Origin of the sequence: Pseudoalteromonas shioyasakiensis (assembly GCF_001550135.1) — a bacterium.
Lineage (GTDB): Bacteria > Pseudomonadota > Gammaproteobacteria > Enterobacterales > Alteromonadaceae > Pseudoalteromonas > Pseudoalteromonas shioyasakiensis.
The window spans coordinates 151,480-175,512 of sequence record NZ_LRUE01000021.1 but is presented as its reverse complement, the minus strand read 5'-3'; the positions used below and the strand labels follow the sequence as shown (position 1 = coordinate 175,512).

The window sequence follows — 24,033 nt, the reverse complement described above, 5'->3', positions numbered from 1 at the left end:
TACTGTTCGCTGATGCAATTTGTATTGCAATTGATTAGGATGGTTAAACACTCTGGCTAAGGATAATAACAATGAAAAGGCACAGTGTTTTAACCTCTATAGGATTGACTGTATTAGTGCTCAGCTCAGGGATTGCTTATGGGCAATCTTTTGATCTCATCATTAAAAACGCGATGTTGCTCGATGGTCGTGGTGGCAAAGCGGTTCGCGCAGATGTTGGTATTGAAAGCGGCAAGATCAATAAAATTGGTGATTTGGCGGCTGACAAAGCTCAACAAGTTATAGATGCCAAAGGTAAGGTTGTTGCCCCTGGCTTTATCGATTTACATTCCCATGCTGAGCGTTCAATTGCAGAGCTGCCTCGGCTTGATAATTTAGTGCAGCAGGGCATTACCACTATTTTGGGCGGTAACTGTGGTTTTTCTCCTGTCGACTTTAAGCAATTTTTTGCGCAAACCGAGCGTTCACCTCTAGGGCCTAACTTAGCCTTATTAATTGGCCATAATGATGTTCGTAAGGCTGTTATGGGTGAAGAGCAACGACTTGCCAGCGCTGATGAGCTAAAAGCAATGCAAGCACTGGTCGATAAAGCGATGCAGCAGGGGGCGTTTGGTTTATCGACTGGGCTTAAATATGTTCCAGGTGTGTACTCAAACTTTGCTGAGGTAAAGGTGCTTGCCGAAACCGCTCATGCTCAGCATGGATTTTTTGCCTCTCATATGCGGGATGAAGGCGCAGAGATTGTTACGGCGATGAATGAAGTGCTCGATGTTGCAAAAGAGACCGGTATTCCTGTGCATATCTCTCATCATAAGCTGATTGGTCATCCAAATTGGGGTGAGAGTAAGCACACTATTCAGATGATCCGCGATGCTCGTAAAGCGGGTTTAGATGTCACCCTCGATCAGTATCCTTACACGGCTTCTTCTACGCGATTTGCTATTTTATTTCCTGCATGGTCATTGGCTGGTGGCCAAGCTGAAGTTGCAAAGCGCCTACAAGATCCAGAGTTAAGGCAAAAAATAAAAAAAGGCTTGATCAAAAATATCCGTGAAGACAGAGGCGGTGGTGACCCCGCAAGGCTGCAAATAGCGCATTATGCGGCAAACCCTGCATGGGATGGGCTAACCTTTGCTGAAGTATTAAAACGTGAAGGGCGAGCGCAAAGTATCGACGAAGCCGCTGAACTTACCATGGAAATTCAAGCAAATGGCGGTGCTCAGGGGATCTTCCACGCTATTAATGAAGATGATGTTAAGTACATCATGGCTTACCCAATTACTGCAATCGCCACCGATGCGGGTGGTTCAGAACTTGGTAAGGGCAACCCCCATCCAAGAGGATACGGCACCTTCCCCAGAGTATTAGGTCATTATGTTCGTGAACAAGGGGTGATTTCGTTACCTGATGCAATACGTAAAATGACCAGTTTACCCGCAGCAAGAATGGGCCTAACTGACCGAGGAGTGATAGCACAAGGCTATGCTGCTGATATTGTTATACTCGACCCTGCGACGGTTGCTGATAAATCAACGTTTAGCGCACCACATCAGTACGCAGAAGGAATTCAATACGTCATTATTAATGGCCAAGTCATTAAATCACCGGATGGCATGACGGGTAAAAGCGCCGGGCAAATATTGCGACATACGCTTTAGTTAAAATAATGACTTATATGTACTTTTTTACGAAAAAAGTACATAAGTTATCTTTGTTTGTACCTGCAATTCTGTTAGCTTAAAAAATTACCAATATTTCTTAAGGATAAGTCGTGCGACTATTTAAGTTACTCTGTATTAGTGGTTTTTTACTCTGTACTAGTCATGTAATGGCTCAACCCGCTGCAGATGATGCGGTTACACATTACAACCAACATACGCATACTATCGAATCAAGTAATCTTAGTGAGCAACGCACTGTCGTTGTGCAATTGCCAAAAAGCTATCAAACACATCCAAACAAAAGGTATCCCGTTATTTACCGTTTAGATGGGGCCGGTAATTTACCATTGATTAATGCTGTGCTTGAACGCTTACAAGAAAATGATCAAGCGCCAGAGGTGATTGTAGTTGCAATTGAAAGCACTAATCGACTTAGAGATTTTTATCCTACAGTGAACAAAGAACCTCAAGGGCCTGTTGGTGAAGGCGGTGGTGCTGCAAAGTTTTTAGCTTTCTTAGAGCAAGAACTGATGCCTTTGGTTAATAAACAGTATCGTACTCATGATTATAGAGTTATCGCAGGAGCCTCTGCTGCGGGTGTATTTGCTCTTTACGCAATGCAGGCTGATCCTGAGTTATTTCAAGCGCACATTGCTTATAGCCCTGCGGTATGGTGGAACTATGGCGCCCCTGCTAAGAGTCTAAATACCTTTGTTACTAAAGCCAAAAGTATTAACAGCTATGTATATATGAATATCGGCGAAGAAGCCGGCATTATGCGCGAAAGATACGATGATATGCAGCAAACGATGCAAAATAGTAAGGTGCAAAATCTGCGCTTTAAGAGCGACGCCTTTGCAGGCGTTTCGCATAACCTAACCTCAGCTGCTGGGGCATTTAATGCGTACCATGGCTTATTTTTATCTAAATATATGCCTTTGAGTGCACTAGGCGATGATGTTTCATCAATTGATGTTTATTATCAACGTTTATCTCAGCAATGGGGCGAGCAAATAGCGCCACCAGACCGCGCTGTTAGGTTGCTGGGTTACAGCTTAACGGATAACCAGCAATTTGAGCGGGCTATTGAGGTGTTTAAGTACAATATCAAAAACTACCCAAAATCAGCGTATGCACTGTCAGCTTTGTCATATGGCTATGAAATGCAAGGTAATACTCGCCAAGCATTAGTTCAAATTGAGGCTGCAATAGCTGTTGCCGATGACTCGTATCCCTACCCTGATTACTTAAAAGAGACAAAAACGAGGTTACAAGGGCAGCTATAGTTAAGCTGCCTTAAACAAATCAATGGTCTTGGTGATAATAGCTTAGGGTTTGTAGGGCAAGCGCAAATACATCTGCGCTGTTATCACCATTAACGTTTTTAACCACAGTCACCGCGCGTTGATGATCAACACACATAATGGTCATGGTAATGCCACCCATACTACCGCCAGAATGCATCACTGCGTGTGGCATGTCGGCCATCAAGGCTTGTAGTTCAGTATCATGTTGGTATTTTTCTCTTTGTTGATAGTTTTTGAAACCTGTCATCCAACCAATACCAAAATCGACCTGTTCACCATTATTGAGTGTGGCTGGGGTAAACATTTCATCCACTGTGGCTGCTTTTAGATAATTGCCCTGCGTGTGAGCTACTGCAAACTTGACGATATCACTTGGTGTTGCAATAAACCCACCGCCTGCCCATTTATAGCTGTGATCGGTCTGCGGTGAGTTAATTAAACGGCCCTGATCAACGCTATAAGGTCTTGCTCGATGTGGGATCAGGGTAAACTGCTCATCAAAATATGTGTCGTTTAACTTGAGTGGCGCGAAGACTTCTTGTTCGATAATTTGTCGAAAGTTGCGTTTCTGATCAGCGCCTTCCATCGCAGCGCTAACTAATGTCCAAGCAAATGTTGAATACTGCTGTTTGGTGCCCGGCTCAAACAGTAGGGGATCATTTTTAAACATGGCTAAAGCGCTATCAATATCGCCATACCATTTGTTGAGTAAAAATTCATTGGCGCCTTTTTTGTAATGGCGGATCCCTGCGGTATGTGACGCGAGCTGGCGCAGTGTTAAAGCTGCGTGTTTTTCTGGCCAGTTAGTTACATAGTCGGTTACAGGTTTGTCTAAGTTAATCAATCCCTTGTCGTAAAGGCGCATCATAGCAGCTGTGGCAATAAGCTTAGAGACACTGCCAATGCGAACCTTATGCTCGGGACTCATTAAAACTTGGTTTTCGATATCGGCAAAACCATAACCCTTTGCCGCGATTATTCCTGATTTATCGGCCACCGCGACAGTAATGCCCGGTACTGTTTTCGCACTCACCGCCGATTGAAAGGCGGCATCAATCGCTTTTGGTAGTTCAGCTGCGCTAGTGACATGGGCAGCAATCAACAGTGGTAAGCTGATGAGTGAGCGAGCTATACGGTGTTTGAGCATGGCGGCATCCTTTTTGAGTAACTTTGCAGTCACTCTTGTTATTATTTTTAAGGCATTTTTAGATTGCTCAAATTTTCTCTAGATGACAACCCATAGTCGCTTAATTGCACATTTTTCACGTTGTGATGAACATTTAAAAAGGGCGTAAATAACAACGATTGATTATTTTTTAGTTGCTTTCACTTTTTAAGCTGTTTACAATCGCCGCGATTTTAACCATTCACACACTGTAGAGGAGTAAACAATATGACTTATACAACTTGTTCCTTTGCAGGTCGTTTTCTTGCCTAGCTCGAAGCTATTTCTTTATTAGCTTTTCAAAGCTAAGCCTGATCAATTAATCAAAGACCTGCCAAATCATTTTTCGTTAGCATTTTTCTATTGCAGAGAAAGGAATTGGTATTATGGGCAAGTCCGTCCAAAAACTTACTGATAACGTTAGCCTTATTGCGTCTAAAGAGTCGTGGATTGAAGGGCTAGCAATACAACAATTAATTAAAACTTCTGAATTACCTGGTATGTACGCTGTAGCGGGTATGCCCGATTTACACCCAGGTCGAGGTTACCCCATTGGGGCAGCCTTTTTTACAGAAGGTAGAATTTACCCCGCTTTAGTGGGGAATGATATTGGCTGCGGTATGTCGCTTTGGCAAACCAATACTAAGTTAGCCAAGTTAAATGTAGATAAGCTCGCAAAACGCTTAAGCGATGTTGAACTGCCGCTAGATGAAAGTTGGCACACATTGATTAGCGAGCGAAAACATGAACTAGCTATCACACAAACTGGTTTTGATAGCGCCCTTGGCACCATAGGTGGTGGCAATCATTTCGCTGAATTTCAGGCGATTGAAGAGGTGTTTGATCAACAAGCCTTGCTTGCTTTAGGCCTACAATCTAAACAATTGCAGCTATTGGTGCATTCTGGCTCTAGAGGGTTAGGACAAGCTATTTTAGTTAAGCATATTGCAGAGCATAACCATGATGGCCTTGAGGTAGAAAGTGGTGCCTTTACAGATTATATGGCCAAACATGACGAAGCACTGCGTTGGGCTCAGTTAAACCGAGAACTGATCGCACGGCGTTTTTTACAAGCTATTCGCGCTGGTGGCGAAGAGGTTTTAGATGTAAATCATAACCTTGTAAGTCAATCACAGATTGCAGGACAAGCAGGCTGGTTACATCGAAAAGGCGCTACACCTAGCGATCAAGGGGCTGTGATGATCCCTGGCTCTCGCGGTGATTACAGTTACTTAGTTAAGCCAACGGCTGAGCAAAACGTAAACTTACGCTCCCTTGCACATGGCGCTGGTCGCAAATGGAAGCGTGGAGAATGCCAAGGCCGTTTGAGTCACAAGTTTAAAAAGGAAGATTTATATCGCACTGCGTTTGGTAGCAGGGTGATCTGTAATGATAAAACGCTGCTTTATGATGAAGCACCACAAGCTTACAAAGACTGCCAAACAGTTATTGATGACCTTGTTGATGCTGGGCTGGTTACTGTAATTGCCAAATTAAAGCCTGTGCTTACCTTTAAAACACAAGGAACGTGCGGATGATCTTAGTGCAATTATCGTCAGGGGCGGGTCCTTTAGAGTGCTGTAAAGCGGTGGCAATGGCTGTTAAGCGCCTTGAGTGTGATGCTAAAGCGTTAGCTATTAAGGTGAATACTCTTGCAGTAGAGCAAGCTGAGCTTTCAGGCTGCTACAAATCGTTATTGCTTGAATTAACCGGTGCTGAGCCGCAAATTTTAAAACAGTTTGCGCAGCAATGGCATGGCTCGATGTTGTGGGTTTGTCAAAGCCCATTCAGAGCAAGGCATAAGCGTAAAAACTGGTACTTTGGCGGTCAACTATTTGAAATAGCAGAGCAAACTTTTGATAGCGAGATCCGCTTTCAGCAATGCCGTGCAAGTGGCGCGGGAGGCCAACATGTAAACACCACTGATTCGGCTGTTCGTGCTACCCATGTTGCGACAGGAATTACTGTTCGCGTAGAGAGTGAAAGAAGTCAGCATGCGAATAAGCGTTTAGCCCGAGCTTTGCTAATGCAAAAACTGGCAGAGCAAGCTCAGCAGGCTGCAAGCCAGCAGCAAAAGTCGCGGTGGCAACAACACAATGAGCTGCAACGGGGTAATCCGATTCGTACGTTTAAGGGCCCTGAGTTTAGCCAGACTCACAAAGGAAAAGGACATGGAAAACTTACTGTTTATATGTAGCCGTAACCAGTGGCGTAGCCCAACGGCTGAAAAGGTATACAACCAATACAATGGCATTAAAGCCCGCTCTGCAGGCACAAGCCCACGAGCAAGGCACACGGTAACAACTGCTGATATTAATTGGGCAGATATAATTTTTGTGATGGAACATAAGCATAAACAACGCATTAAAGCGCGGTTTAGCCGTTTATTACAATACAAGCCGATTCAGGTACTCGATATACCCGATGAGTACCAATATATGGATGAGGCACTCATTGAAACTTTAGTTGATGTCGTAAATCAATACTTGTAGAAAAACAGATACAGTGAGCTTAGGATTCACTGTATCTTGCTAATGTTTCTTTAAACAACTGATTTAAAGCATCAAAATCGACGACTTTCTTCTTTACGTTAGCTGTGTAGTTTTCATGCCGTGTTAACTCTGCTTCGATAAACTCATTAATTACAGGCACAGCTGGCGCGTATTCTTTTTCTAAGCTTACCCTTTTTCGGGCGAGCAAATCTGAAATCGCAGCATCCAATGCAAGGTTCTCTTTGACAAGCTCCCTTAGTTTATCAAACTCAATCGGAGCTGGTTCATCGTATTTTTCGAGCCACATAATCGCCAGTAGTGGTCGTAATACGTAAAAGTATTTTTTCAGCGGAACGCGCTCTTTTTTCAGATACTCTCTAAAGTTACCTTTTGCCATATGCAGGTAATGATAAATGCCTTTATGAGATGACACTATCTGTGGCATTAGCCGCTTTGCATGTGCAGCAAAAAAGCCATCATCAACATACACTATGGGGGATTGTAACCACTCAATAAACGCGGGATTTGATTTGCTGAATAGTTTGAGTGCTTTACGAATATCCCAACCATTTATATCGATTTCATCGACGATTGGGTATTCAATTACATCTCTTTGCTCTTCAACATCAATTGCTACATACCAATCTTTAGCATGCGCATAGATAAAGCGCACATCATAATCACTGTTAGGACTTGCAAATCCCCATGCTCGGCTACCCGACTCAATAGCAAATAACACTTTAACGTTATGTTCTGCTTCTGCCGTTTTTATGCGTCGCATTATTTCAGCTCTTACACTGTCATCGATTGCTGAGTGTGCTGTTGTGTTATTCATTTTGTTTCCTTACTACTTTGCTCTGTGAGGTAATCTCGTAGTTGCTTTATTTCTGCTTCGCGAACTTCTTTTCCGATGGCTATGCCGCTTTTACCTTGCTGTATTGCTTGTTGCACAAGTGCTTTTTTATTTAGTTTGTTTAGTTGTTTTACTAAATCCAGTGCAAGTGTTCGTTGCGCATAAGGCCGATGTATAAAGCTTGGTCCCCGTCCTTGCGCATCACACTGACACGCATCCAAAAACTGCAAAAACCGCGCAGGCTTATTTTGCGCATTTAGCTTGTCGACAAGTAATTTATGTAATGTTTTTGGTGTTAGCTTTGCGATTTTGTGACAACGCGTATGATTGTCACTGGTTAATGCTGCCAGCTCATAAAACCGTTTAGGCACTTTTAAACGCTGACAAAACGCCTTGATAACTGTCACGCCGCGTTGTTCATGGCCATGTAAATTACCGTTTAGCTCAAAGCTCGTCGCCTTGCCAAAATCATGCGTTAATGCGGCAAAGCGAGTTTCTACATCAAAATTTAGCTGAGCCGCTCTTTGCAAAACTAACAGTGTGTGGGTGTAAACATCGCCCTCAGGGTGGTGTTCTTTTGGTTGGGGAACACCACTCATTGCATCTATTTCTGGAAACACACCTAAACCATACAACGTCTTGAAGTAAAGCTCAGGGTGAGGCTCAGCAAGTGCTTTTTCGGTTTCTTTCCAAACCCGTTCTGGCGTTAAATAAGCTAATTCACCTTGTTGGTGTATTTGCATCATTAATGCCTTGGTTTCCGGGTGTATACTAAAGCTTTCACCAAAACGAGCTAAAAATCGAGCTACTCTCAAAACACGTAATGGATCTTCAGCAAATGCGGCTGATGTATGTCTAAGTACTTTGTTATTTAAATCTTGTTGGCCGTTAAATGGGTCTATAAGCTCGCCATCGGCACTCATCGCCATTGCATTGATAGTTAAGTCTCGTCGCGCAAGGTCGTCTTCTAAAGTTACGCTGGTACTGGCATTCACCGTGAACCCTTTGTAGCCACGACCTTGCTTTCGTTCAGTGCGAGCGAGGGCATATTCTTGCTTGGTGGTTGGATGTAAAAATACTGGAAAATCTCTACCAACAGTTTCAAAGCCTAGGGCTAACATGGTTTCTGGTGTTTCACCCACAACAACAAAGTCTTGATCAGCTGCCGCTCTGTTTAGCAATTTGTCGCGAACTGCACCACCGACTAAATAAACATGTTTTAATGTGTTTTCCATTGCCGATCATCCTAATTAGGTATCAGTTAATGATACCTGCCAAAGGTTATCATCAAGCTGAGTAAACGTTATCTCTACATGCAAAAGCGTTTTTATGACCTCTGCATTGGTTAAGCTGTGCAAGCTTGGTTCATTGGTTTTGAACTCGCCTTTACCGGCCAAAGCTAATGGCAAAAGCAGCTGATCTGCCAGATGTTCTTCTACTGCCGCTGCTGATTGGGTAAATTGTGTAACTTGTTCTACGGCTTTCAGAGCCACCTTTTGTGCTGCAACGCCATGTTGACCAATAACTTCAAAAATACTGTTATGAGTGTCTGATGTTATATGTAGCTGCAAGCTGTTTCCTGCTCCAATACTTTCTACTTGAGTGATCGTGGTTTCAGCGTTTGTCCAACCAAGGTTTTGTTTTACAGTGCTAATTTCACGCTTCGCAACATGCCCCGGTAACTTGTTAACAAGTACTTTAATCGACTTTTTGGCATCCTTAGTTGGCGGTGCAAAATGCGCAAAGGGCTTTAATGTTTCACACGGGTAAACGGTTAACTGCCATTTGCCACCACCGGCAGGGTAAAAGCCATACTTGGTAACTGTAAGCTCACAATACACCCCCATTTTTGCTAAAGCTGGCAAATAACAGTGCTCAAAAAAGCACAGTGAAGGTGACATGCCATTATGTGTGCCACCTTCAAAGGTTATGGTAGAGGGCTGCTTTGCTGTCGCTAATGTCAGTAATACAGTTTGGCATACAAGAGTTGTACTGCCTGCTGTGCCAATCGCAAAGTGATAATCACCCGCTTTTATTTGTTTAGGCGCAAAGCGAATATGGTTTGAGCCTAGTTCAACTCCTGCTGTTTCGGCATCACAGATTTGTTGTGCTGCTAACACACAGGTTAGGTGCTGGCGTAACAGGCCAGGCTTTTTTCGCTTGGCCCGAATATTAACAACTTCAATGGCTTGCTTGGTTAACATTGATAAGGTGAGGGCGGTGCGAAGTACTTGCCCTCCGCCTTCACCTTGTGCTCCATCGATTATTAAATAGTTCATTATCATCCTTTTACGCAGACTATTTGTTTTAGCGTATGCACAACCTCAACCAAGTCTTGCTGTGCTGCCATAACCTTTTCAATATCCTTGTACGCATGCGGAATTTCATCAATCACCGCAGCATCTTTGCGGCATTCTACCCCTTGGGTTGCCGCTATTTGATCTTGAATATTAAAGACATTTTTAGCTTTTGTACGAGACATGACTCGGCCGGCTCCATGACTACAGCTATTAAAGCTATCTGGGTTTCCTAAGCCGCGAACAATAAAAGAGCGCGCTCCCATACTTCCGGGAATGATCCCCATTTCACCTTTTTGTGCACGTACAGCTCCTTTGCGTGTTACAAAACAATCTTTGCCAAAGTGATGCTCACGCGAGATATAGTTATGATGACAGTTAACAGCAAGCTCCGCGGTTTCAAAAGCGATAGGTATTTGCTTTTTAAGCGCTTTGATAGCGTTAAACATCATGATCTCTCTGTTTTTAGCTGCAAAATCTTGCGCCCATTCCACAGCCTCAACATAGTCATCAAAGTATTCGCTTCCTTCTTTCAGATACGCAAGATCCATATCAGGTAAGTTGATTTGATGACGCTCCATCTCTTTTTTAGCCAGCTCGATAAAGTAAGTGCCTATGCGGTTACCAACTCCTCGGCTACCTGAGTGCAGCATGATCCAAACAGCATTGTTTTCATCTAGGCAGAGCTCTAAAAAATGATTGCCTGTGCCCATCGTACCTAGGTGATTTACATGATTACTGTTTTTAATTGCAGGGTGCTTAGCGCAGATTTTTTCAAACCGCTTCTCAAGTTTTTGCCACTCACCTGCAACAACATCAGGAATATTATGCCAAGCACCTCTGTCGCGAGCCCCTCTACCTCGGCCCGTTCGACCATGTGGTACCGCAGCTTCAAACGCATGACGAATTGCCGCCAGATTATCGGGCAGTTGCGAAGCCGTTAACGTTGTTTTAGTTGCAACCATGCCGCAACCAATATCAACACCTACCGCTGCGGGGATCACTGCATCTACAGAGGGAATGACGCTACCTATTGTGGCGCCTTTGCCCATGTGAACATCTGGCATGACCGCGATATGAGAATGAACTAGCGACATTTGCGCAATATTATTTAATTGAGCAATAGCTGCATCTTCAAACGGTACGCCTTTTGTCCATGCCTTTATAGGTACCTGTCCTTGTTGTTCGATTGTGTTGTAGTTATTACACATAATTTGATTCCTTACTCGTCCTAGCCTGTTAGGCTATTTTTACGACCCCGCTCATTAGCCCTTCAAGGCCGCCATAAACAGTTAAGTTATTTATTTTTTCTGCGACTTTCTCTAATGCCTCTAACTCTTTAAGGCGCATTAGCGTCGGGTTGTTCTCAATTACTTTCGCGGTGTTGTGTAAGCTGCGTGTTGCTGATGTTTCTTCACGTCGCTTTATTACATTTGCCTCAGCTGCTTTTTGCGCTTCGACTACTTGATTTAAAATGGCTTTCATCTCGCCCGGTAAAATAATGTCTTTCACACCAACGCCAGATAGAGCAATACCAATCTCCTTCAGCTGTTCAATCACCAGCTCTTTCACTGTTTCATTGATATACAACTTATCTAATAAGATATCATCGAGCGTTTTTGTACCAACCGCTTCTCTGAGTGCTAGTTGTAGAGTTTTGTAGATGAATTCATCCAATTTATCTACGCTCTTTGCTGCAAGCTCAGCATCCATCAGCTTGATATTGGCAGTCAAATTAATGCGTAGGCTAACACGGTCTTTGCTGAGAATTTCTTGCCCAGATACTTCTACGCTTTGTGTTCTACAGTCATAACATTTCACTTCAATATCATGGTTAAATTGCCAATAGGCATGAATACCAGGCTGCAACTTCCCAATAAAATGGCCGTTAATGTAAAGTAAGCCTACATGCTCTTTCGCGACTTTAAACTCGGCGATCGGTTTGATTGCGACTGTTTTTTCGCTTCTAATTAAGCGAGTTGCGCTATTTGCACCAGCTCGATTAACTAAATTTAATAATTGCTCAGGCACCGCTTGAGTGCTGTTGAGAGTAATTCTTTCAAGTTTTATAGCCCCTGCATCTTGCCAAATATATAAGTGCTCACCAGGAGCGACGATCCCTTGTAGTAAATCATCAACATACAACATACCTAGTTCGTTGTTCTCAAGTTTCCAATGACTTATATGCTGTTGCAAGATTGGATTATTGCGGTACAAACGTTCAGTATTTCGCTCTGAGAAATACAGTGAGTTAATATCAAAGGTGACAAACTCAAGCTGCTTCTGAAAATCCCAATAACGATGCTTTCCTGGCGTTAACACGTCTGTTAGTTGCTGGTCTTTAAAAACGAGCACTCTTTGGTTCTCTGCTACTAATTGTGTTTTTCTTAACATGTTCTATTTCCTTATTGATTGTTAGCAAGTGTGTATTTGTTATCTGAAAAAGGCTTTGGGCGTCGCAATAACAGGGAGCATCCGGCTTGCTGTTATCGTTCATGCTTAAGCGTTTATCAGTCAGCGCAAACAACGACTTACTAACATTTAAAGTTACGATTTTGACTAAGGCGGGATTTGAACCCGCAACATCCAAATTGGTTTTGGTGCTCTACCTGTTTGAGCTACTTATGGTATTAAGATGGGAATCGAACCCATGACCGACGAAATCATTTCGCTGCTCTACCTCTGAGCTACATTAATAGTTTTGTGATTAGGCATACGTGTTCACAGTGTGTAACGCACCAGGGTGATATTTGAATCACTCCTAATTAATCACACTTCTCTATTCCAAGAGCTGTGCCACAACTAAAAAAGAGTGTTTTTTAGTTTCTAACGCACTGATTTTTATGTTTTTATTATATTTTTGTAGTTTGTGTTGGGTGATGAGGTACTTGACGATAGTGTTACTTGGTATTTAAATAGATACAGTTTCTATCTATAAGGATATATTTTGAAAAGTACGATTGTGGTGAGTATTCTCGGAACTCAATTAGACTATGTGGGTAAGCGTGTTGATCGTTGGGCAAGATGGCGACCCAATGTCAGTTTATGTAGTCAAGAAGAGTTCATCGTTAATAAGCTGTATATGATGCATGATACTCATAGCTCGCGTTTAGCGAATAATGTTGCAGTAGATATTGAGTCAGTTTCCCCAGAAACCACGGTATGCCTTGAAAATATTAACTTTATAGACCCTTGGGATTTTGAAGAGGTTTACGCCAAGCTTTATGATTGGTGCCATCAACAGCGTTTTGATGCTGATCAGCACGATTACTTTTTTCATATCACGACTGGCACCCATGTTGTGCAGATATGTATTTTCTTATTAACCGAGAGTGGTCATTTTCCTGGGCGTTTAATTCAAACATCACCCAATAAGCATAATCAAAATAAAGCGACAGGTAAGATTCAAATTATTGATTTGGACTTATCTAAATATGATCAACTTGCCACTCGTTTTGATAAAGAGCATTTAGAAGGTAATGCATTTTTAAAAGGCGGTATTCAAACTAAAAACAGTGCATTCAATAAGTTGATTGCGCAGATTGAAGTTGTGGCTATTCGTTCAGATGATCCTATGCTTCTGACGGGTCCTACGGGAGCTGGTAAAAGCCAGTTGGCAACGAGAATTTATAAACTGAAAAAGAAGCGCGCCATTTTAAAAGGTGAGCTTGTGTCGGTTAACTGCGCCACATTACGTGGTGAAAATGCCATGGCTGCTTTGTTTGGCCACACAAAAGGAGCTTTTACAGGTGCTCAAAAAGAGCGAAGCGGTTACTTACTCACTGCAAATAATGGTGTGCTGTTTTTAGATGAAATTGGCGAGCTTGGTTTAGAAGAGCAAGCAATGCTGTTACATGCCATTGAAAATAAGACCTTTCATCCAGTGGGCAGTGATCAAACTGTTGCGAGTGATTTTCAACTCATAGCTGGCACTAACAAAGATTTAAAAGCCGAAGTCGAAAAAGGGCTGTTTCGTGAAGATTTATTAGCGCGTATCAATTTGTGGAGCTATCAGTTACCGGCATTAAAAGACAGAAAAGAAGATATACCTGCCAATATTGACTATGAAATGGGTTTATTTGAGCAAAAAACCGGGCAGCGAATTCAATTCAATAAAGAAGCAAAGCAGTTGTTTGAGCAGTTTGCTATGTCGAAGCGAGCGGTATGGCGGGGAAACTTTCGTGATTTAAGCTCTGCAATTACTCGTTTATGTACTTTAGCGAGCTCTTCGCGTATTACCGTGACTGATGTTAATGACGAAATCGCACGGTTACAAGACTCATGGCAATCTAATGTGCAACCTAAAGCGTCTAATCGCCTTGCTCACTATTTGTCAGAAGAGCAAATAGCGAATTTAGATCAGTTTGATATTGCTCAGTTAAATTATGTGCTTAGTATCTGTGAGCAGCATTCAAGCATGGCCTCAGCTGGTCGTGAATTATTTGATGTGAGTCGTACCAAAAAAGCACAAGCCAATGACTCAACTCGATTACAAAAATACTTACGTAAATTCAATTTAGCATGGTCTGACTTAGCTTAAATTATTTGTATATACAAGTTAAATGGTAGTTCTTTTAATTAAAAATAAACCCCGCATTGCTGCGGGGTTTTTTGTTTTTTAACAACCAGTTAAGAATTAAAAGTCAGTCGGTGCTGGTGGCACGGTGAGTGGCTTTTTCGGGTTGTCTTTTAGCTCTTTTAATAGCTCTTCTACGGCACGTTCAATCGATGGATCTTTACCTTGGTAGATTAGCTCTGGGCGATCAACCACCTTGATGTCTGGGGTGACACCTTCGTTTTCGATGATCCAGTTGCCATCGTTATCTAAAATGCGGAATGTTGCCGCGATAACTTGGCCGCCATCTACTAGGCTTGGGTTACCCGAAATACCAATTAATCCACCCCAAGTACGGGTACCAATAAGCTTACCTAACCCCGCTTGGCGGAAGTAGTAAGGAATAGCGTCACCGCCTGAACTTGAGTAACCATTGATCAGCATGGCTTTTGGACCATCATGAGCAAATTGTGGTGTTTTCGTAGGCTCAACACCGCGGCGCTTCCAGTAGTTAAGCGGTTTACGAGCAAGCCAAGTGATCATGTGCTCAGGAATAAAGCCGCCGCCATTGTATCGGTCATCAATAATCATGGCGTCTTTGGTGGTTTGCGGCATGTAGTTTTTGAACATGGCGCGGTTACCTTCGTAGGCTGTATTTGGTAAGTGAACATAACCAATACGGCCATTTGATAGCTTATCAACGTAGGCTGCACGAGAGTTAACCCAGTCTAAATAACGCAAACCTTGCTCGCTGGCTACAGGCTTAACGGTAACTTGCCATGCACCTTTGCTGCGCGGCTTACTGTTAAGGACTAGCTCAACTTGCTCACCTTGAGTGTTCTCTAGTAATTCGTAGAAGTTAGCGACGTCTTTTACTGAGCGGCCATTTACGGCAATGATGTAGTCGCCGTTATGTGCTTTTACCCCTGTTGTGCCAAGTGGTGAGCGGAAGTCTTCATGCCAGTTTTCACCTTGGAAGATTTGCTCAATTTTTACGTATCCAGATGGATCGCTGGCAAGTTTTGCACCCAATAAGCCGTGCTTTTTACGCTCTGCTTTAGGCATATCACCCGACTGTACATAAATGTGGCCTGAGTTAATTTCACCTGCGATTTCACTGAGAATGTAATCTAGGTCACTACGGTGTGAGATTGCATCAGCCATAGGTTGATACTTAGCTAAAATTGCGTCCCAATCTTGGCCGTGATGGTTTTCATCGTAGAACCAATCACGTAATGTACGCCAGCCTTCAACATACATTTGCTGCCATTCAATTTGTGGCTCAATTTTTAAGGTCATGTTACTAAGATCTAGCTTATTCGCTGCTAGGTCTTGTTTTGCTTTTGGCTCAATTAAGCTGTAATCGTTACCCGCATGTACTAACAGGTGTTCACCGTTGCTCGAAATAGTATAACTACGAACCCCTTTAGCCACGGTTTCAAGCTCGCTGTCGTGAGCTGTGCCTATCAATTGTAGGCCGCCATTAGCCAGTGTTAGCACGCCATCCTTTACAGCCGTTAAACCGCGATAATCTCCAGCCGGCGCATTTAAAGCGGTAACGCGCTGCATAAAGTCGCTGCTTTGCAGGGTATTTTTCGCTTTCTTGTCGTCATCTTTTTGTTTATCGCTTACGATTGCTGTTTCATCACTTTGTAGTGCGATAAGTGGTTTGATGCTGTCATTTACGGCTGCGGCATAAATACGCGTTGCACGATTAAACATGTAGTCAAACTCGTAGCTGCTAAAGGCTAAGTTAAAGTCGCGCTCAGAACTAAAATACAGGTATTGACCATCAGGAGAGAAAGTTGGGTTTTGCTCATTGGTCATTTCATCCGTTAAGCGAGTCACTTTCTTTTTATCAACATTGTAGTGCCACAGCGAGGCATAGCGGTTTTCATTGTTTTTTACATACACAATGTCTTCGCTATTTGGCGACCAAGTATATTGGCGAATGCCTTCTTCATCGTAGATGCTGGTATCAATTTTGTGTTGTTTACCTGATTTTGCATCTATCCACCAGAGTGTGTGGTTTTTATCTGCAAATAACAGTTTTGAGCTATCTGGTGACCAAATAGGTGTAAAACGCCAAATAGTTCCGTTGCTGGTTAGCTGCTTGGTGGCATTATTTTTACTGCGGTCTTTTAAGTAAATTTCGTATTCGCCACTTTCATCGCTCATATAAGCAATATAGCGGCCATTTGGCGACCAACTTGCGTCAATTTCGCGGCCTTTTGCTGTGTAAGATAAGTTACGTGTTGGGCCTTGTTTAACCGGTACGCTAAATAGCTCACCGCGGGCAGTAAAGAGTGCACGTTTACCATCATGAGAAATCGACATTGAGTCGATAAAGTCACTCACATTTTTTGTGTACGGCATTGCGTATTGACGCACACCAGCAATGTTAATACTTAGCTTGCTACTTTTTTGAGTTTTTGGGTCAAAGCGATAAAGGTAACCACCATTTTCATAAACAACAGCATTTGGGCCAGCTGATGGCCACAGTACGTCAAAGTCTTTATGGTTGGTTAGCTTTTTCGGCTCAGCGCCTTTTTGGTATTGATACAAGTTAAGGGTGTAATCTCGGTCAGATACAAAGTAAATGTTGTCGCCAACCCAGGTTGGTTGCTGATCGGTAGCGCGGTTAGTGGTTAGCTGCTCTGAGGTATTGTTTTTTAGATCGTAAACCCAGACATCTTGTGCACGACCGCCACGGGTGCGTTTCCAAGTACGAAATTCACGGTCAATTGGCGTGTAAACATATTTACTACCATCTGGCGAAAGCATACCGCCGCCGGTTTCTGGAATAGCCAGAGCCTGCTCAAGGCCTCCGTCAGCAGGAACCATGTATGGACGACCCATACGCTTACCCCACGGTGTGCGGTTAGCACGAAATACCACATTTTTACCATCTGGTGTCCAATCGAGAACACGATAATCAAAACCGCCGCGTGGTGGCATTGGGCCAACATCGTTGTAATAAGTCAGTTGCTTTAAGCCAGAACCATCGCTGTTAATTACATAAATTTGGCGGCTGCCATTGTACTCGGCTGCAAAGGCAATGCGTTTACCGTCAGGTGAAAACTTAGGGAAGGTTTCAAAGCCAATATGGTCAGTTAAGCGTTTGCTTTCGCCTGTTTGCGTATTAGCAATGTAAATATCGCCACCGTACACAAAGGTAACGTTTTGGTTATGAATATCTGGAAAACGCAGTAAGCGTGTGTCTTTTGTTTCGTAAGCTGATGCCCAAGGTGCCAGTGTCGCAGCCATGGCCAGTGCCAACGTTGTTAGTTTTTTCATGGGATTACATCCTATTTTGGGAACTGTTACATCATAACTATTCAGTTTCAAATAGCGATGCTGATGCGATGAAAGTCTGTTACAAAATATGAATAAAAAAAGGTTGGCAGTAAATGCCAACCTTTGCGAGCTATGTCATACCATAAAACATAACTTCTTAGTGGTCGTGATCGTCACTTTCTTCTGCGATACCTAACCAAGTGATGGCGCTTGGTGCAAAAGTCATTTCAAGATCACCTTCAATTTCAAGGTCTTCGATATGTACTTTAAGTACGTGCTGAGCGATAGGGTCAGCAACGTAAGCAAACTCACTATTTTGTGACACAGTCATGCTGAAGTTCATGCCCTCTGGCATCATTGTTACGTCTTCTTCAGTGATATCTACTTTACCGGCAAGTTCCCAGTGCATGTGGCCGTCGTGCTCATGGGCTTCAAGCACGTTTAAAAAGCCTAAGCTATCAAGTACTAAAAAGTGCTCACCGCTTGCTGAGAATGAGTAAGATACAGCACTTGCGCCTTCATCAAGTTGCCACTCAAGTACTTCCATTTCAGCTTCGCTTGGATTGATATTTACAAAAACTGCGGCTCCGCCACCGTGGCCTGATGCAACGCCAATAAAGCTGTCGCTTGCTTCATGACCATATAAAGTACCGATCCTCAAATCGCCAACCGCTTCAATATTTGCGATTTTTTCTGCATGGTATTCATCGTCATGTTGGTGGGCTACCAGTACACCGTCACCACAACCAAATGCTACATAATTATGGTTTTGCGCTGCACCGTGTAAATCTGGGCAAGTAACTTCAAATGTTTGTTCAAGCTCATATTCACCGTCATGAAGGTGGAAAACACCCACCTGATCCGGCAGGATTTTAGCGTTTGAAGTGCTTTCGCTATCCGCACGACGCAATGTTGCAACTAGGTGCTCGCCACGTGGCTCTGCAACACCATGCATATTGATGTCGTACTGAATACCAGCAAGCGTCTCTGTTTCGTTAGCAATGTCGTTATCGGTTAACACTTCTACAGAGGCAACCGTACCTGCATCGGCATTACCATCGTAAAACACGGCCATTTGACCATCATGTTTAACTATGTGAGTAGGGCGGCTGCCCGTTGTTAGCTCGTAGTCACTAAATGCAGGGCCTTGTTTATAATCATGTAAATGCTCGCCATGATCTTCACGCCATAAACCGCCATCGATAAAGCCTAAGTAATCTTGGCTGCGGTTAGCAATAACTGCATAACGGTAGCTTGGTGAAACATTTAGTGAGCTTGAATCATGGATAAGCGAAAACGTTTCTAGTAATGAGTCGTCATCTAAATCAAAGATATTCGCTTCGTTGCTATCAGCTGCTAAAACCGCTAAACGGCCCATTGAGTCAATGGTATAACCGTCATCATGATCATGGTCATCACCACTGTCGTCAGGAACCTCGATAGGGTCTTTCTCAACAATATTTGTTTCTGCGTCACCACATGCGGTGATCAGGGTGCTACTAATTGCTAGTGCCAATAGTTTTAATCTAAATAAGTGTGTCATGTAGGTTTCCTTTATTTGTAATTTTGTTTTAGAAGTAGCCGCGAACACCAAGCGCAAAACTGCGCCCAGGACGTGGTGCAATATTTTTTAAGAATGAGCTATGAACGCGGGCTTCTGTGTCCGTTAAATTTGTGCCTTTTAAATAAAGCGATAGGTCTTGGTTCAGTACCGATAAATCATAAGAAATACTGGCATCAACAAGGGTATAGCCGTCTGTTGTGGTTTCCTCTTGTGCTATGCGGTCTTGTTCTTGGTAGCGCGTAACGTGAATATTTGCCGTTAGGTTTTCGGTTTGATAGCTAAACTCAGTACCAAAACGCAGTGGTGGAGTGCGTGGTAAATCTCCGCCGTCTTTTAGGCGCGCGCGTACATAATCAGAGAATAAGTCGACTTTAAATTCGTCGCTTAGCTGCCAAGCAACTTGCGCTTCAAAACCATGCAAAATCACATCGTCTGTTTTAAATAAATAAACCGGTAGTTCAGATGAATGATCGTGCTCTTCTTCGTGATTATGTTCGTCGCCATGGTCGTGATCATGACCGCTTTCAGCGTATAGGCCTGTGTTGATCTGGTAATAATAGTTATCTACTTGGTTGTAAAAGGCATTGAAGATAAAGCCAATATCACCTTCGGTTTTACGGAATGTCAGGTCGATATTATTTGCTGTTTCTAATTCGATAGCCTCTTCTGATAGCTCAAAATGACCATCATGAGTGTCGAATAGCGCACCAACTTCATAAGTTGCAGTACCAATGTGTGGGCCAAAAGATAACAGCTCAGAAGCAGACGGAGCACGCTCAGAACGCGATACCGATAAACCTAGGTTATAACCCGGTGTAAAATCCCATACCACACCTGTTGATAAACTGACCGGTGTAAACTCTTGGGCAACATCAAATACGCGTGTGTAACCGGGTTCTTCGTGGTCATGATCATGATCGTGCTCATCACCGTCTTCATCATGTGCATGGGCGTCGATCTCAGGTAACAGCACATTATTAGCATCAATAGTAACTCGCTCTACACGGCCACCTAATTGCACTAAAAAATCGCCAAAGTGCTTTTCTTCCATAATTGCAAAAGCAATACTTTCAGTAACAGAAGGAGGGGTGAATGCTTCAGAACCTTGTGCTTCTACATCACTTTTTTTGTAATGAAAGCTAACGCCACCATTCCACTCATCAAATTGGCTATGCAAAATGTCAACGCGCAGCTCATTGGTTTCATTTTTGAAAGTTGTGCCTACAGCACCGTGCTCGATTTCAGCGTGTTCGTAGTCAGTGTGGCCTGCACGTAAGTTAATTTTGCTTAGCCACTCACTGTCGATATTGTATTCACCAAGTAGCTGGACTTTGGTTTGTTCAAGATCAGCAAAAACAGCTTCTTCTTCGCTGTGCTCCTCTTCGTGATCATGCTCTTCTTCTTCACCATGAGTATGGCCAGGAATACCGTATTGGCGGTTAAATTGCTCAACCGCAACACCAAGGTAACCTTGCTCAAATAAGTAGCTAGTACCAACAGTAAAGCCATCTGAGTCTTCATTACTGTTTTCTACTACGTACTTTGAGCTGTGCTCTGTGTCGTCAATATCGGCGGCAACAGGTACTTCGTAATCGTCTGATTCACGCCAGAATGCATCAGCATAAAAGGCAAATGACTCTGTCCCTGTGGTGGCATTAAACGAAGCAACTTTTTGCTCATCTACAGAGTTATGTTCTAGGTTCCACTCACCGCGTGTTGTGCTGTCTGTTGGTACTCGGCTGTCAACTACGTTGACGACACCACCAATTGCACCGCTGCCATAAAAAAGAGTTGCTGGGCCACGTAATACTTCAATTTGCTGCGCTGTTGATGCTTCCGATGCCACTGAGTGATCAGGGCCAACACGTGACACATCACTTACATCTAAGCCATTTTGCGTAATTAAAACACGTGGGCCGCTCAAACCACGGATCACAGGCGTACTGGCAACCTTGGCATGAAAGTTTGTGTTAACGCCCGGCAGCTTTTCGAGGCTATCGCCAAGCGTTGATGCTTGTTGGCGTCTTAATTGTTCGCCAGATAACACACTAACAGGTGAGGCAGATTCCATTGCCGACATATGAATCGGCGTTGCTTCAACATCAATCACTTCAATCGGTGAGCGTTTTAGATTAAAGGTTGCGCTGTGGTCTTGGTCATTGGCAAGTGTGATATCTCGATGTAAGTGAGCATAACCTGGCGCTGAAATATGTAGCTCTTTTAAGCCGTTATTTAAGCCGCTGATTTCAAACTCACCTTTGTCGTTAGTTGTTACTTTTTGATCAGACCCTTCAAGGTCAACTGTGGCATTAGCCACCGCTTTACCTTGGTTATTTAAAACAACGCCTTTGATCGATTGTGCCAAAACACTGGCTGGTAATAACGCTGCTATGACGACAGCCACTCTTGAGATGTTATTCATTATTCACCATTATGGATATGTTATAATGTATCAATTGTGCTTTAATTGTTATAATGTATCAAGTGTGAATCAATGAATGAGTTTTATTCTTTTTTGTAACAGCATGTTTAAAGTGAGGTAAATGGAGTGATTGGGGTTATGAAAGCAGCAAAATTAGCAGTGATATGCTTTATGGTTGGATGTATCTTTTCAGCTCAAGGGCATCAACACCATCATCATTCACATGGTGAGGGAGTGCTTTTTGTGGTTCATGATCAAGACAAGTGGCAGGTTAAATTCATTTTACCGGCTGGAGATATTTTTGGCTTTGAGCATCAGCCCGAAACAGCTGAGCAAAAGCAAACTATTAAACAAACGTTAGCCCAATTAGCAAATTCACAGCAGTTAGTGACATTTAACGGCGAATGTAAGCTTACTCAAGCAAATTTTGAAAACCCATTTGAGCATCACACTCATCATGCACATCAAGACTTAGAAGTTGAATACTCGTTTAGCTGTGATAAGCCCGTCTCTAAAGTCACAGTTACTTTATTTGCATGGGCTGAAGCAATATCTGTTATCGAAGCACAGTGGATCACAGAGCAAGCGCAAGGGATAGCAGAGCTGACAGCAACAAAACCTTATATTGAGTGGCCGCTATGAATAAACAGCGATTAACCAGCACACTTAATAAAGCGAAGCAGGTTTGCCTTGAGCATGGCAGAAAGTTCACCATTCAGCGCAAGCAAATACTGCAAATATTACTAACCACAGACGTGCCGCTATCGGCCTACGAATTGGCCAGTTGCTACAAGCTGCGCACAAGTTCAAGTGTATCTGTTATGTCTGTTTATCGAATCTTGAGCTTTTTGGAGTCGGTAAACCTTGTTCGCAGGCTTAATAGTGCTAACAAATATATCGCTTACGGTACCGACAGTGAGGTTTTTAAGCGTGAGACTTCTTTGTTTTTAATTTGCCGTCATTGCCAAAAAGTTGAGACTTTAGCGGTTTCACACAGTGATGTTGCAAAGCTTTTCCCGCATTTTGATGATGCAGGTTTTACCTCACAAACAAAGCAATTTGAAATGTTGGGAGTATGCAATGAGTGCCAAGCAAAACTTGCTTGATGCACTTTTTATAATTCATGTGTTCAATTTTGTAGGAATTATTCAGTGAAATTACAAGAAATAATGGACAAGTTTGCCATCGGGTTATCAGCTATGTGTGCTATTCACTGTTTAGCTGTGCCTGTGTTATTGGTTTTATTACCAAGTGCTGCAGCACTGGGTTTAGGTAACGAGCAATTTCATTTTTGGATGTTAGTTGCGGTACTGCCAAGCAGCTTATTAGCACTATTTTTAGGGTGTAAAAAACATAAACGTTATCGATTATTGATGCTAGGTGGTGCAGGGCTGGTGTTGTTGTCTGCAGCGGTGCTGCTTGGCGAAAATGTTATTGGTGAGGCTGGCGAAAAAGTACTTACTTTATTGGGTTCGCTCTTTGTAGTCACCGGGCATTGGTTTAACTTTCGCTTGTGTGGGAAAAAACGAGGGGCTGAGTGTCTAAGCTCGTAAAGATATAAACTTGTTGACCAACCATTGTGTTGGCCAACAAGCTAATTCAGCAAAACTGAATTACTTGTAGAATACTTCTACAGTGCCTTTTACTTTTAATAGTAAAGGTTGGCCGCGGCGATCAAGTGCTTTTGGAGAAGCGACTTTGATCCAGCCTTCGCTGATATTATATTCTTCAACGTCAAAACGCTCTTTGCCGTTAAGTTTTACACCAATTTCATGCTCGAAAACTTCTTCCACATAAAATTTACTACGTGGATTGATAGAAAGTTGGTTTGGTAATTCTGGTTTTTGTGTATCAGTCATAGTTGCGATCTGCATTGAATAAATTGTGCGCCATTGTAGGCAATAGCTGGCATTGGCTCAAGTATCTACACGGCAAATTTATTGTTTACTCGCAGGCTTGTTCTGAATGCTCAACGCACATGGCAACGGCTTCACTCTTTTTATCGAAGTCGTGCGTTAAGCAGTAATCAAAACGCATGGTTAACTCAATTACTTGTTCATCCGTGCGCTCTGGCCATTGCCAGTCTCTCACTATTTGCCTTGCTGCCTTTCTAACGTCTTTACTAAAGCGCTTAGGTGCTGAATTTTCAATATTTAAGTTTTTCACATCGCCTTCTGGCGTTACCTGAAAGTTGACAATAGCGCAGCCACTGCCTTGTCGATTTAGCAGCCCTGTCGGGTATTGTACATGGTGCATTGGTGGCAGCCGTTGCCAGCTAGGCTTATCTGTAGTGGTATCGAGTACCTGCGCTTGAATATCAACAAATGGAAATTTACGTGATAAATCAGGGTTTGCGAATGAGCTGATTGATGCGCATACGAGCGTTAATGCTAAAAGTGATTTATACATAGTTTTCCTTA

Annotated in this window: 20 protein-coding genes and 1 tRNA gene; 9 read left to right on the top strand and 12 right to left on the bottom strand. The window is 43.0% G+C overall.

Features of this window, described 5'->3' with window-relative positions:
* Window positions 1-71: 71 nt before the first annotated feature.
* Together PASHI_RS16440 and PASHI_RS16435 are read left to right on the top strand one after the other, a co-directional pair.
* Entirely contained in the window at window positions 72-1,658 is a 1,587-nt protein-coding gene (locus tag PASHI_RS16440; protein ID WP_062566380.1) for an N-acyl-D-amino-acid deacylase family protein, read from the top strand.
* Between the two features lie 113 nt (window positions 1,659-1,771).
* Window positions 1,772-2,947, top strand: coding sequence for an alpha/beta hydrolase (locus PASHI_RS16435; RefSeq protein WP_062566379.1), 1,176 nt, complete (start codon window positions 1,772-1,774; stop codon window positions 2,945-2,947).
* A 19-nt stretch (window positions 2,948-2,966) separates the two neighbouring features.
* Here the strand turns inward: PASHI_RS16435 and PASHI_RS16430 are convergent, their stop codons facing one another.
* Entirely contained in the window at window positions 2,967-4,115 is a 1,149-nt protein-coding gene (locus tag PASHI_RS16430; RefSeq protein ID WP_062566378.1) for a serine hydrolase domain-containing protein, read from the bottom strand.
* 404 nt (window positions 4,116-4,519) lie between these two features.
* On the opposite strand from PASHI_RS16430, the gene PASHI_RS16425 reads away from it, so the two are divergent.
* From PASHI_RS16425 to PASHI_RS16415, 3 genes are read left to right on the top strand one after another with little or no spacing between them, the layout of a single operon-like run.
* Window positions 4,520-5,671 carry an RNA ligase RtcB family protein gene (locus PASHI_RS16425; protein ID WP_062566377.1) on the top strand — a complete coding sequence of 384 codons (1,152 nt, stop codon included), beginning with the start codon at window positions 4,520-4,522 and terminating at the stop codon, window positions 5,669-5,671.
* A complete protein-coding gene (gene prfH, locus PASHI_RS16420; RefSeq protein WP_062566376.1) occupies window positions 5,668-6,330 on the top strand; it encodes a peptide chain release factor H in 663 nt (220 codons plus the stop codon). Before PASHI_RS16425 ends, prfH begins: the two co-directional genes overlap by 4 nt.
* A complete protein-coding gene (locus tag PASHI_RS16415; RefSeq protein ID WP_062566375.1) occupies window positions 6,305-6,625 on the top strand; it encodes a low molecular weight protein tyrosine phosphatase family protein in 321 nt (106 codons plus the stop codon). The genes prfH and PASHI_RS16415 overlap by 26 nt, the downstream gene beginning before the upstream one ends.
* 19 nt (window positions 6,626-6,644) lie before the next feature.
* On the opposite strand, the gene PASHI_RS16410 is transcribed toward PASHI_RS16415, so the two are convergent.
* From PASHI_RS16410 to PASHI_RS16380, 6 genes are all read right to left on the bottom strand, one after another.
* The gene (locus tag PASHI_RS16410; protein WP_062566374.1) at window positions 6,645-7,460 is read right to left on the bottom strand and encodes a nucleotidyltransferase domain-containing protein; all 816 of its coding nucleotides are present in this window, start codon (window positions 7,458-7,460) and stop codon (window positions 6,645-6,647) included.
* Window positions 7,457-8,713: a multifunctional CCA addition/repair protein gene (locus tag PASHI_RS16405; protein ID WP_062566373.1), complete on the bottom strand. Its 1,257-nt coding sequence runs from the start codon at window positions 8,711-8,713 to the stop codon at window positions 7,457-7,459. The genes PASHI_RS16410 and PASHI_RS16405 overlap by 4 nt, the downstream gene beginning before the upstream one ends.
* 15 nt (window positions 8,714-8,728) lie before the next feature.
* Window positions 8,729-9,757, bottom strand: coding sequence for an RNA 3'-terminal phosphate cyclase (rtcA, locus tag PASHI_RS16400; RefSeq protein ID WP_062566372.1), 1,029 nt, complete (start codon window positions 9,755-9,757; stop codon window positions 8,729-8,731).
* Between the two features lie 2 nt (window positions 9,758-9,759).
* Window positions 9,760-10,986, bottom strand: a complete 1,227-nt coding sequence (locus tag PASHI_RS16395) for an RtcB family protein (RefSeq protein ID WP_062566371.1) — start codon at window positions 10,984-10,986, stop codon at window positions 9,760-9,762.
* A 28-nt stretch (window positions 10,987-11,014) separates the two neighbouring features.
* Complete coding sequence (locus tag PASHI_RS16390) at window positions 11,015-12,169, bottom strand: slipin family protein (protein WP_062566370.1); 1,155 nt, start codon at window positions 12,167-12,169, stop codon at window positions 11,015-11,017.
* Between the two features lie 233 nt (window positions 12,170-12,402).
* A tRNA-Ser gene (locus tag PASHI_RS16380) sits at window positions 12,403-12,473 on the bottom strand.
* Window positions 12,474-12,722: 249 nt separating this feature from the next.
* On the opposite strand from PASHI_RS16380, the gene rtcR reads away from it, so the two are divergent.
* Window positions 12,723-14,315 (top strand): RNA repair transcriptional activator RtcR, encoded by a 1,593-nt coding sequence (rtcR, locus tag PASHI_RS16375; protein ID WP_244269409.1) that lies wholly within the window; start codon window positions 12,723-12,725, stop codon window positions 14,313-14,315.
* Window positions 14,316-14,411: 96 nt separating this feature from the next.
* Here the strand turns inward: rtcR and PASHI_RS16370 are convergent, their stop codons facing one another.
* The 3 genes from PASHI_RS16370 to PASHI_RS16360 form a co-directional block, all read right to left on the bottom strand.
* Window positions 14,412-17,627 carry a S41 family peptidase gene (locus PASHI_RS16370; protein ID WP_082710965.1) on the bottom strand — a complete coding sequence of 1,072 codons (3,216 nt, stop codon included), beginning with the start codon at window positions 17,625-17,627 and terminating at the stop codon, window positions 14,412-14,414.
* A gap of 157 nt (window positions 17,628-17,784) precedes the next feature.
* A complete protein-coding gene (locus PASHI_RS16365) occupies window positions 17,785-19,170 on the bottom strand; it encodes a hypothetical protein (RefSeq protein WP_062566367.1) in 1,386 nt (461 codons plus the stop codon).
* A 28-nt stretch (window positions 19,171-19,198) separates the two neighbouring features.
* The gene (locus tag PASHI_RS16360) at window positions 19,199-21,613 is read right to left on the bottom strand and encodes a TonB-dependent receptor (RefSeq protein WP_062566366.1); all 2,415 of its coding nucleotides are present in this window, start codon (window positions 21,611-21,613) and stop codon (window positions 19,199-19,201) included.
* 138 nt (window positions 21,614-21,751) lie between these two features.
* Here PASHI_RS16360 and PASHI_RS16355 point away from each other — a divergent pair, with 138 nt between their 5' ends.
* The 3 genes from PASHI_RS16355 to PASHI_RS16345 are packed head-to-tail and all read left to right on the top strand — an operon-like array spanning window position 21,752 to window position 23,166.
* Window positions 21,752-22,255, top strand: a complete 504-nt coding sequence (locus tag PASHI_RS16355) for a ZrgA family zinc uptake protein (protein ID WP_062566365.1) — start codon at window positions 21,752-21,754, stop codon at window positions 22,253-22,255.
* Window positions 22,252-22,719, top strand: a complete 468-nt coding sequence (locus PASHI_RS16350) for a Fur family transcriptional regulator (RefSeq protein WP_055198507.1) — start codon at window positions 22,252-22,254, stop codon at window positions 22,717-22,719. Before PASHI_RS16355 ends, PASHI_RS16350 begins: the two co-directional genes overlap by 4 nt.
* A 45-nt stretch (window positions 22,720-22,764) precedes the next feature.
* A complete protein-coding gene (locus PASHI_RS16345; RefSeq protein ID WP_054563008.1) occupies window positions 22,765-23,166 on the top strand; it encodes a MerC domain-containing protein in 402 nt (133 codons plus the stop codon).
* A gap of 60 nt (window positions 23,167-23,226) precedes the next feature.
* Here PASHI_RS16345 and PASHI_RS16340 read toward each other — a convergent pair whose 3' ends face one another.
* Window positions 23,227-23,472 (bottom strand): DUF3297 family protein, encoded by a 246-nt coding sequence (locus PASHI_RS16340; RefSeq protein ID WP_171037140.1) that lies wholly within the window; start codon window positions 23,470-23,472, stop codon window positions 23,227-23,229.
* 85 nt (window positions 23,473-23,557) lie between these two features.
* Window positions 23,558-24,022 (bottom strand): energy transducer TonB family protein, encoded by a 465-nt coding sequence (locus PASHI_RS16335; protein ID WP_054563006.1) that lies wholly within the window; start codon window positions 24,020-24,022, stop codon window positions 23,558-23,560.
* Window positions 24,023-24,033 lie beyond the last annotated feature (11 nt).

Excerpts from the sequence above, each read along its gene's own strand:
- PASHI_RS16415 (WP_062566375.1), top strand. The coding sequence starts at position 6,305 with ATGGAAAACTTACTGTTTATATGTAGCCGTAACCAGTGGCGTAGCCCA.
- PASHI_RS16430 (WP_062566378.1), bottom strand. The coding sequence starts at position 4,115 with ATGCTCAAACACCGTATAGCTCGCTCACTCATCAGCTTACCACTGTTG.
- PASHI_RS16440 (WP_062566380.1), top strand. The coding sequence starts at position 72 with ATGAAAAGGCACAGTGTTTTAACCTCTATAGGATTGACTGTATTAGTG.
- prfH (WP_062566376.1), top strand. The coding sequence starts at position 5,668 with ATGATCTTAGTGCAATTATCGTCAGGGGCGGGTCCTTTAGAGTGCTGT.
- PASHI_RS16340 (WP_171037140.1), bottom strand. The coding sequence starts at position 23,472 with ATGACTGATACACAAAAACCAGAATTACCAAACCAACTTTCTATCAAT.
- PASHI_RS16405 (WP_062566373.1), bottom strand. The coding sequence starts at position 8,713 with ATGGAAAACACATTAAAACATGTTTATTTAGTCGGTGGTGCAGTTCGC.
- rtcA (WP_062566372.1), bottom strand. The coding sequence starts at position 9,757 with ATGAACTATTTAATAATCGATGGAGCACAAGGTGAAGGCGGAGGGCAA.
- PASHI_RS16370 (WP_082710965.1), bottom strand. The coding sequence starts at position 17,627 with ATGAAAAAACTAACAACGTTGGCACTGGCCATGGCTGCGACACTGGCA.
- PASHI_RS16335 (WP_054563006.1), bottom strand. The coding sequence starts at position 24,022 with ATGTATAAATCACTTTTAGCATTAACGCTCGTATGCGCATCAATCAGC.
- PASHI_RS16410 (WP_062566374.1), bottom strand. The coding sequence starts at position 7,460 with ATGAATAACACAACAGCACACTCAGCAATCGATGACAGTGTAAGAGCT.
- PASHI_RS16355 (WP_062566365.1), top strand. The coding sequence starts at position 21,752 with ATGAAAGCAGCAAAATTAGCAGTGATATGCTTTATGGTTGGATGTATC.
- PASHI_RS16390 (WP_062566370.1), bottom strand. The coding sequence starts at position 12,169 with ATGTTAAGAAAAACACAATTAGTAGCAGAGAACCAAAGAGTGCTCGTT.
- PASHI_RS16365 (WP_062566367.1), bottom strand. The coding sequence starts at position 19,170 with ATGACACACTTATTTAGATTAAAACTATTGGCACTAGCAATTAGTAGC.
- PASHI_RS16350 (WP_055198507.1), top strand. The coding sequence starts at position 22,252 with ATGAATAAACAGCGATTAACCAGCACACTTAATAAAGCGAAGCAGGTT.
- PASHI_RS16395 (WP_062566371.1), bottom strand. The coding sequence starts at position 10,986 with ATGTGTAATAACTACAACACAATCGAACAACAAGGACAGGTACCTATA.
- PASHI_RS16360 (WP_062566366.1), bottom strand. The coding sequence starts at position 21,613 with ATGAATAACATCTCAAGAGTGGCTGTCGTCATAGCAGCGTTATTACCA.
- PASHI_RS16425 (WP_062566377.1), top strand. The coding sequence starts at position 4,520 with ATGGGCAAGTCCGTCCAAAAACTTACTGATAACGTTAGCCTTATTGCG.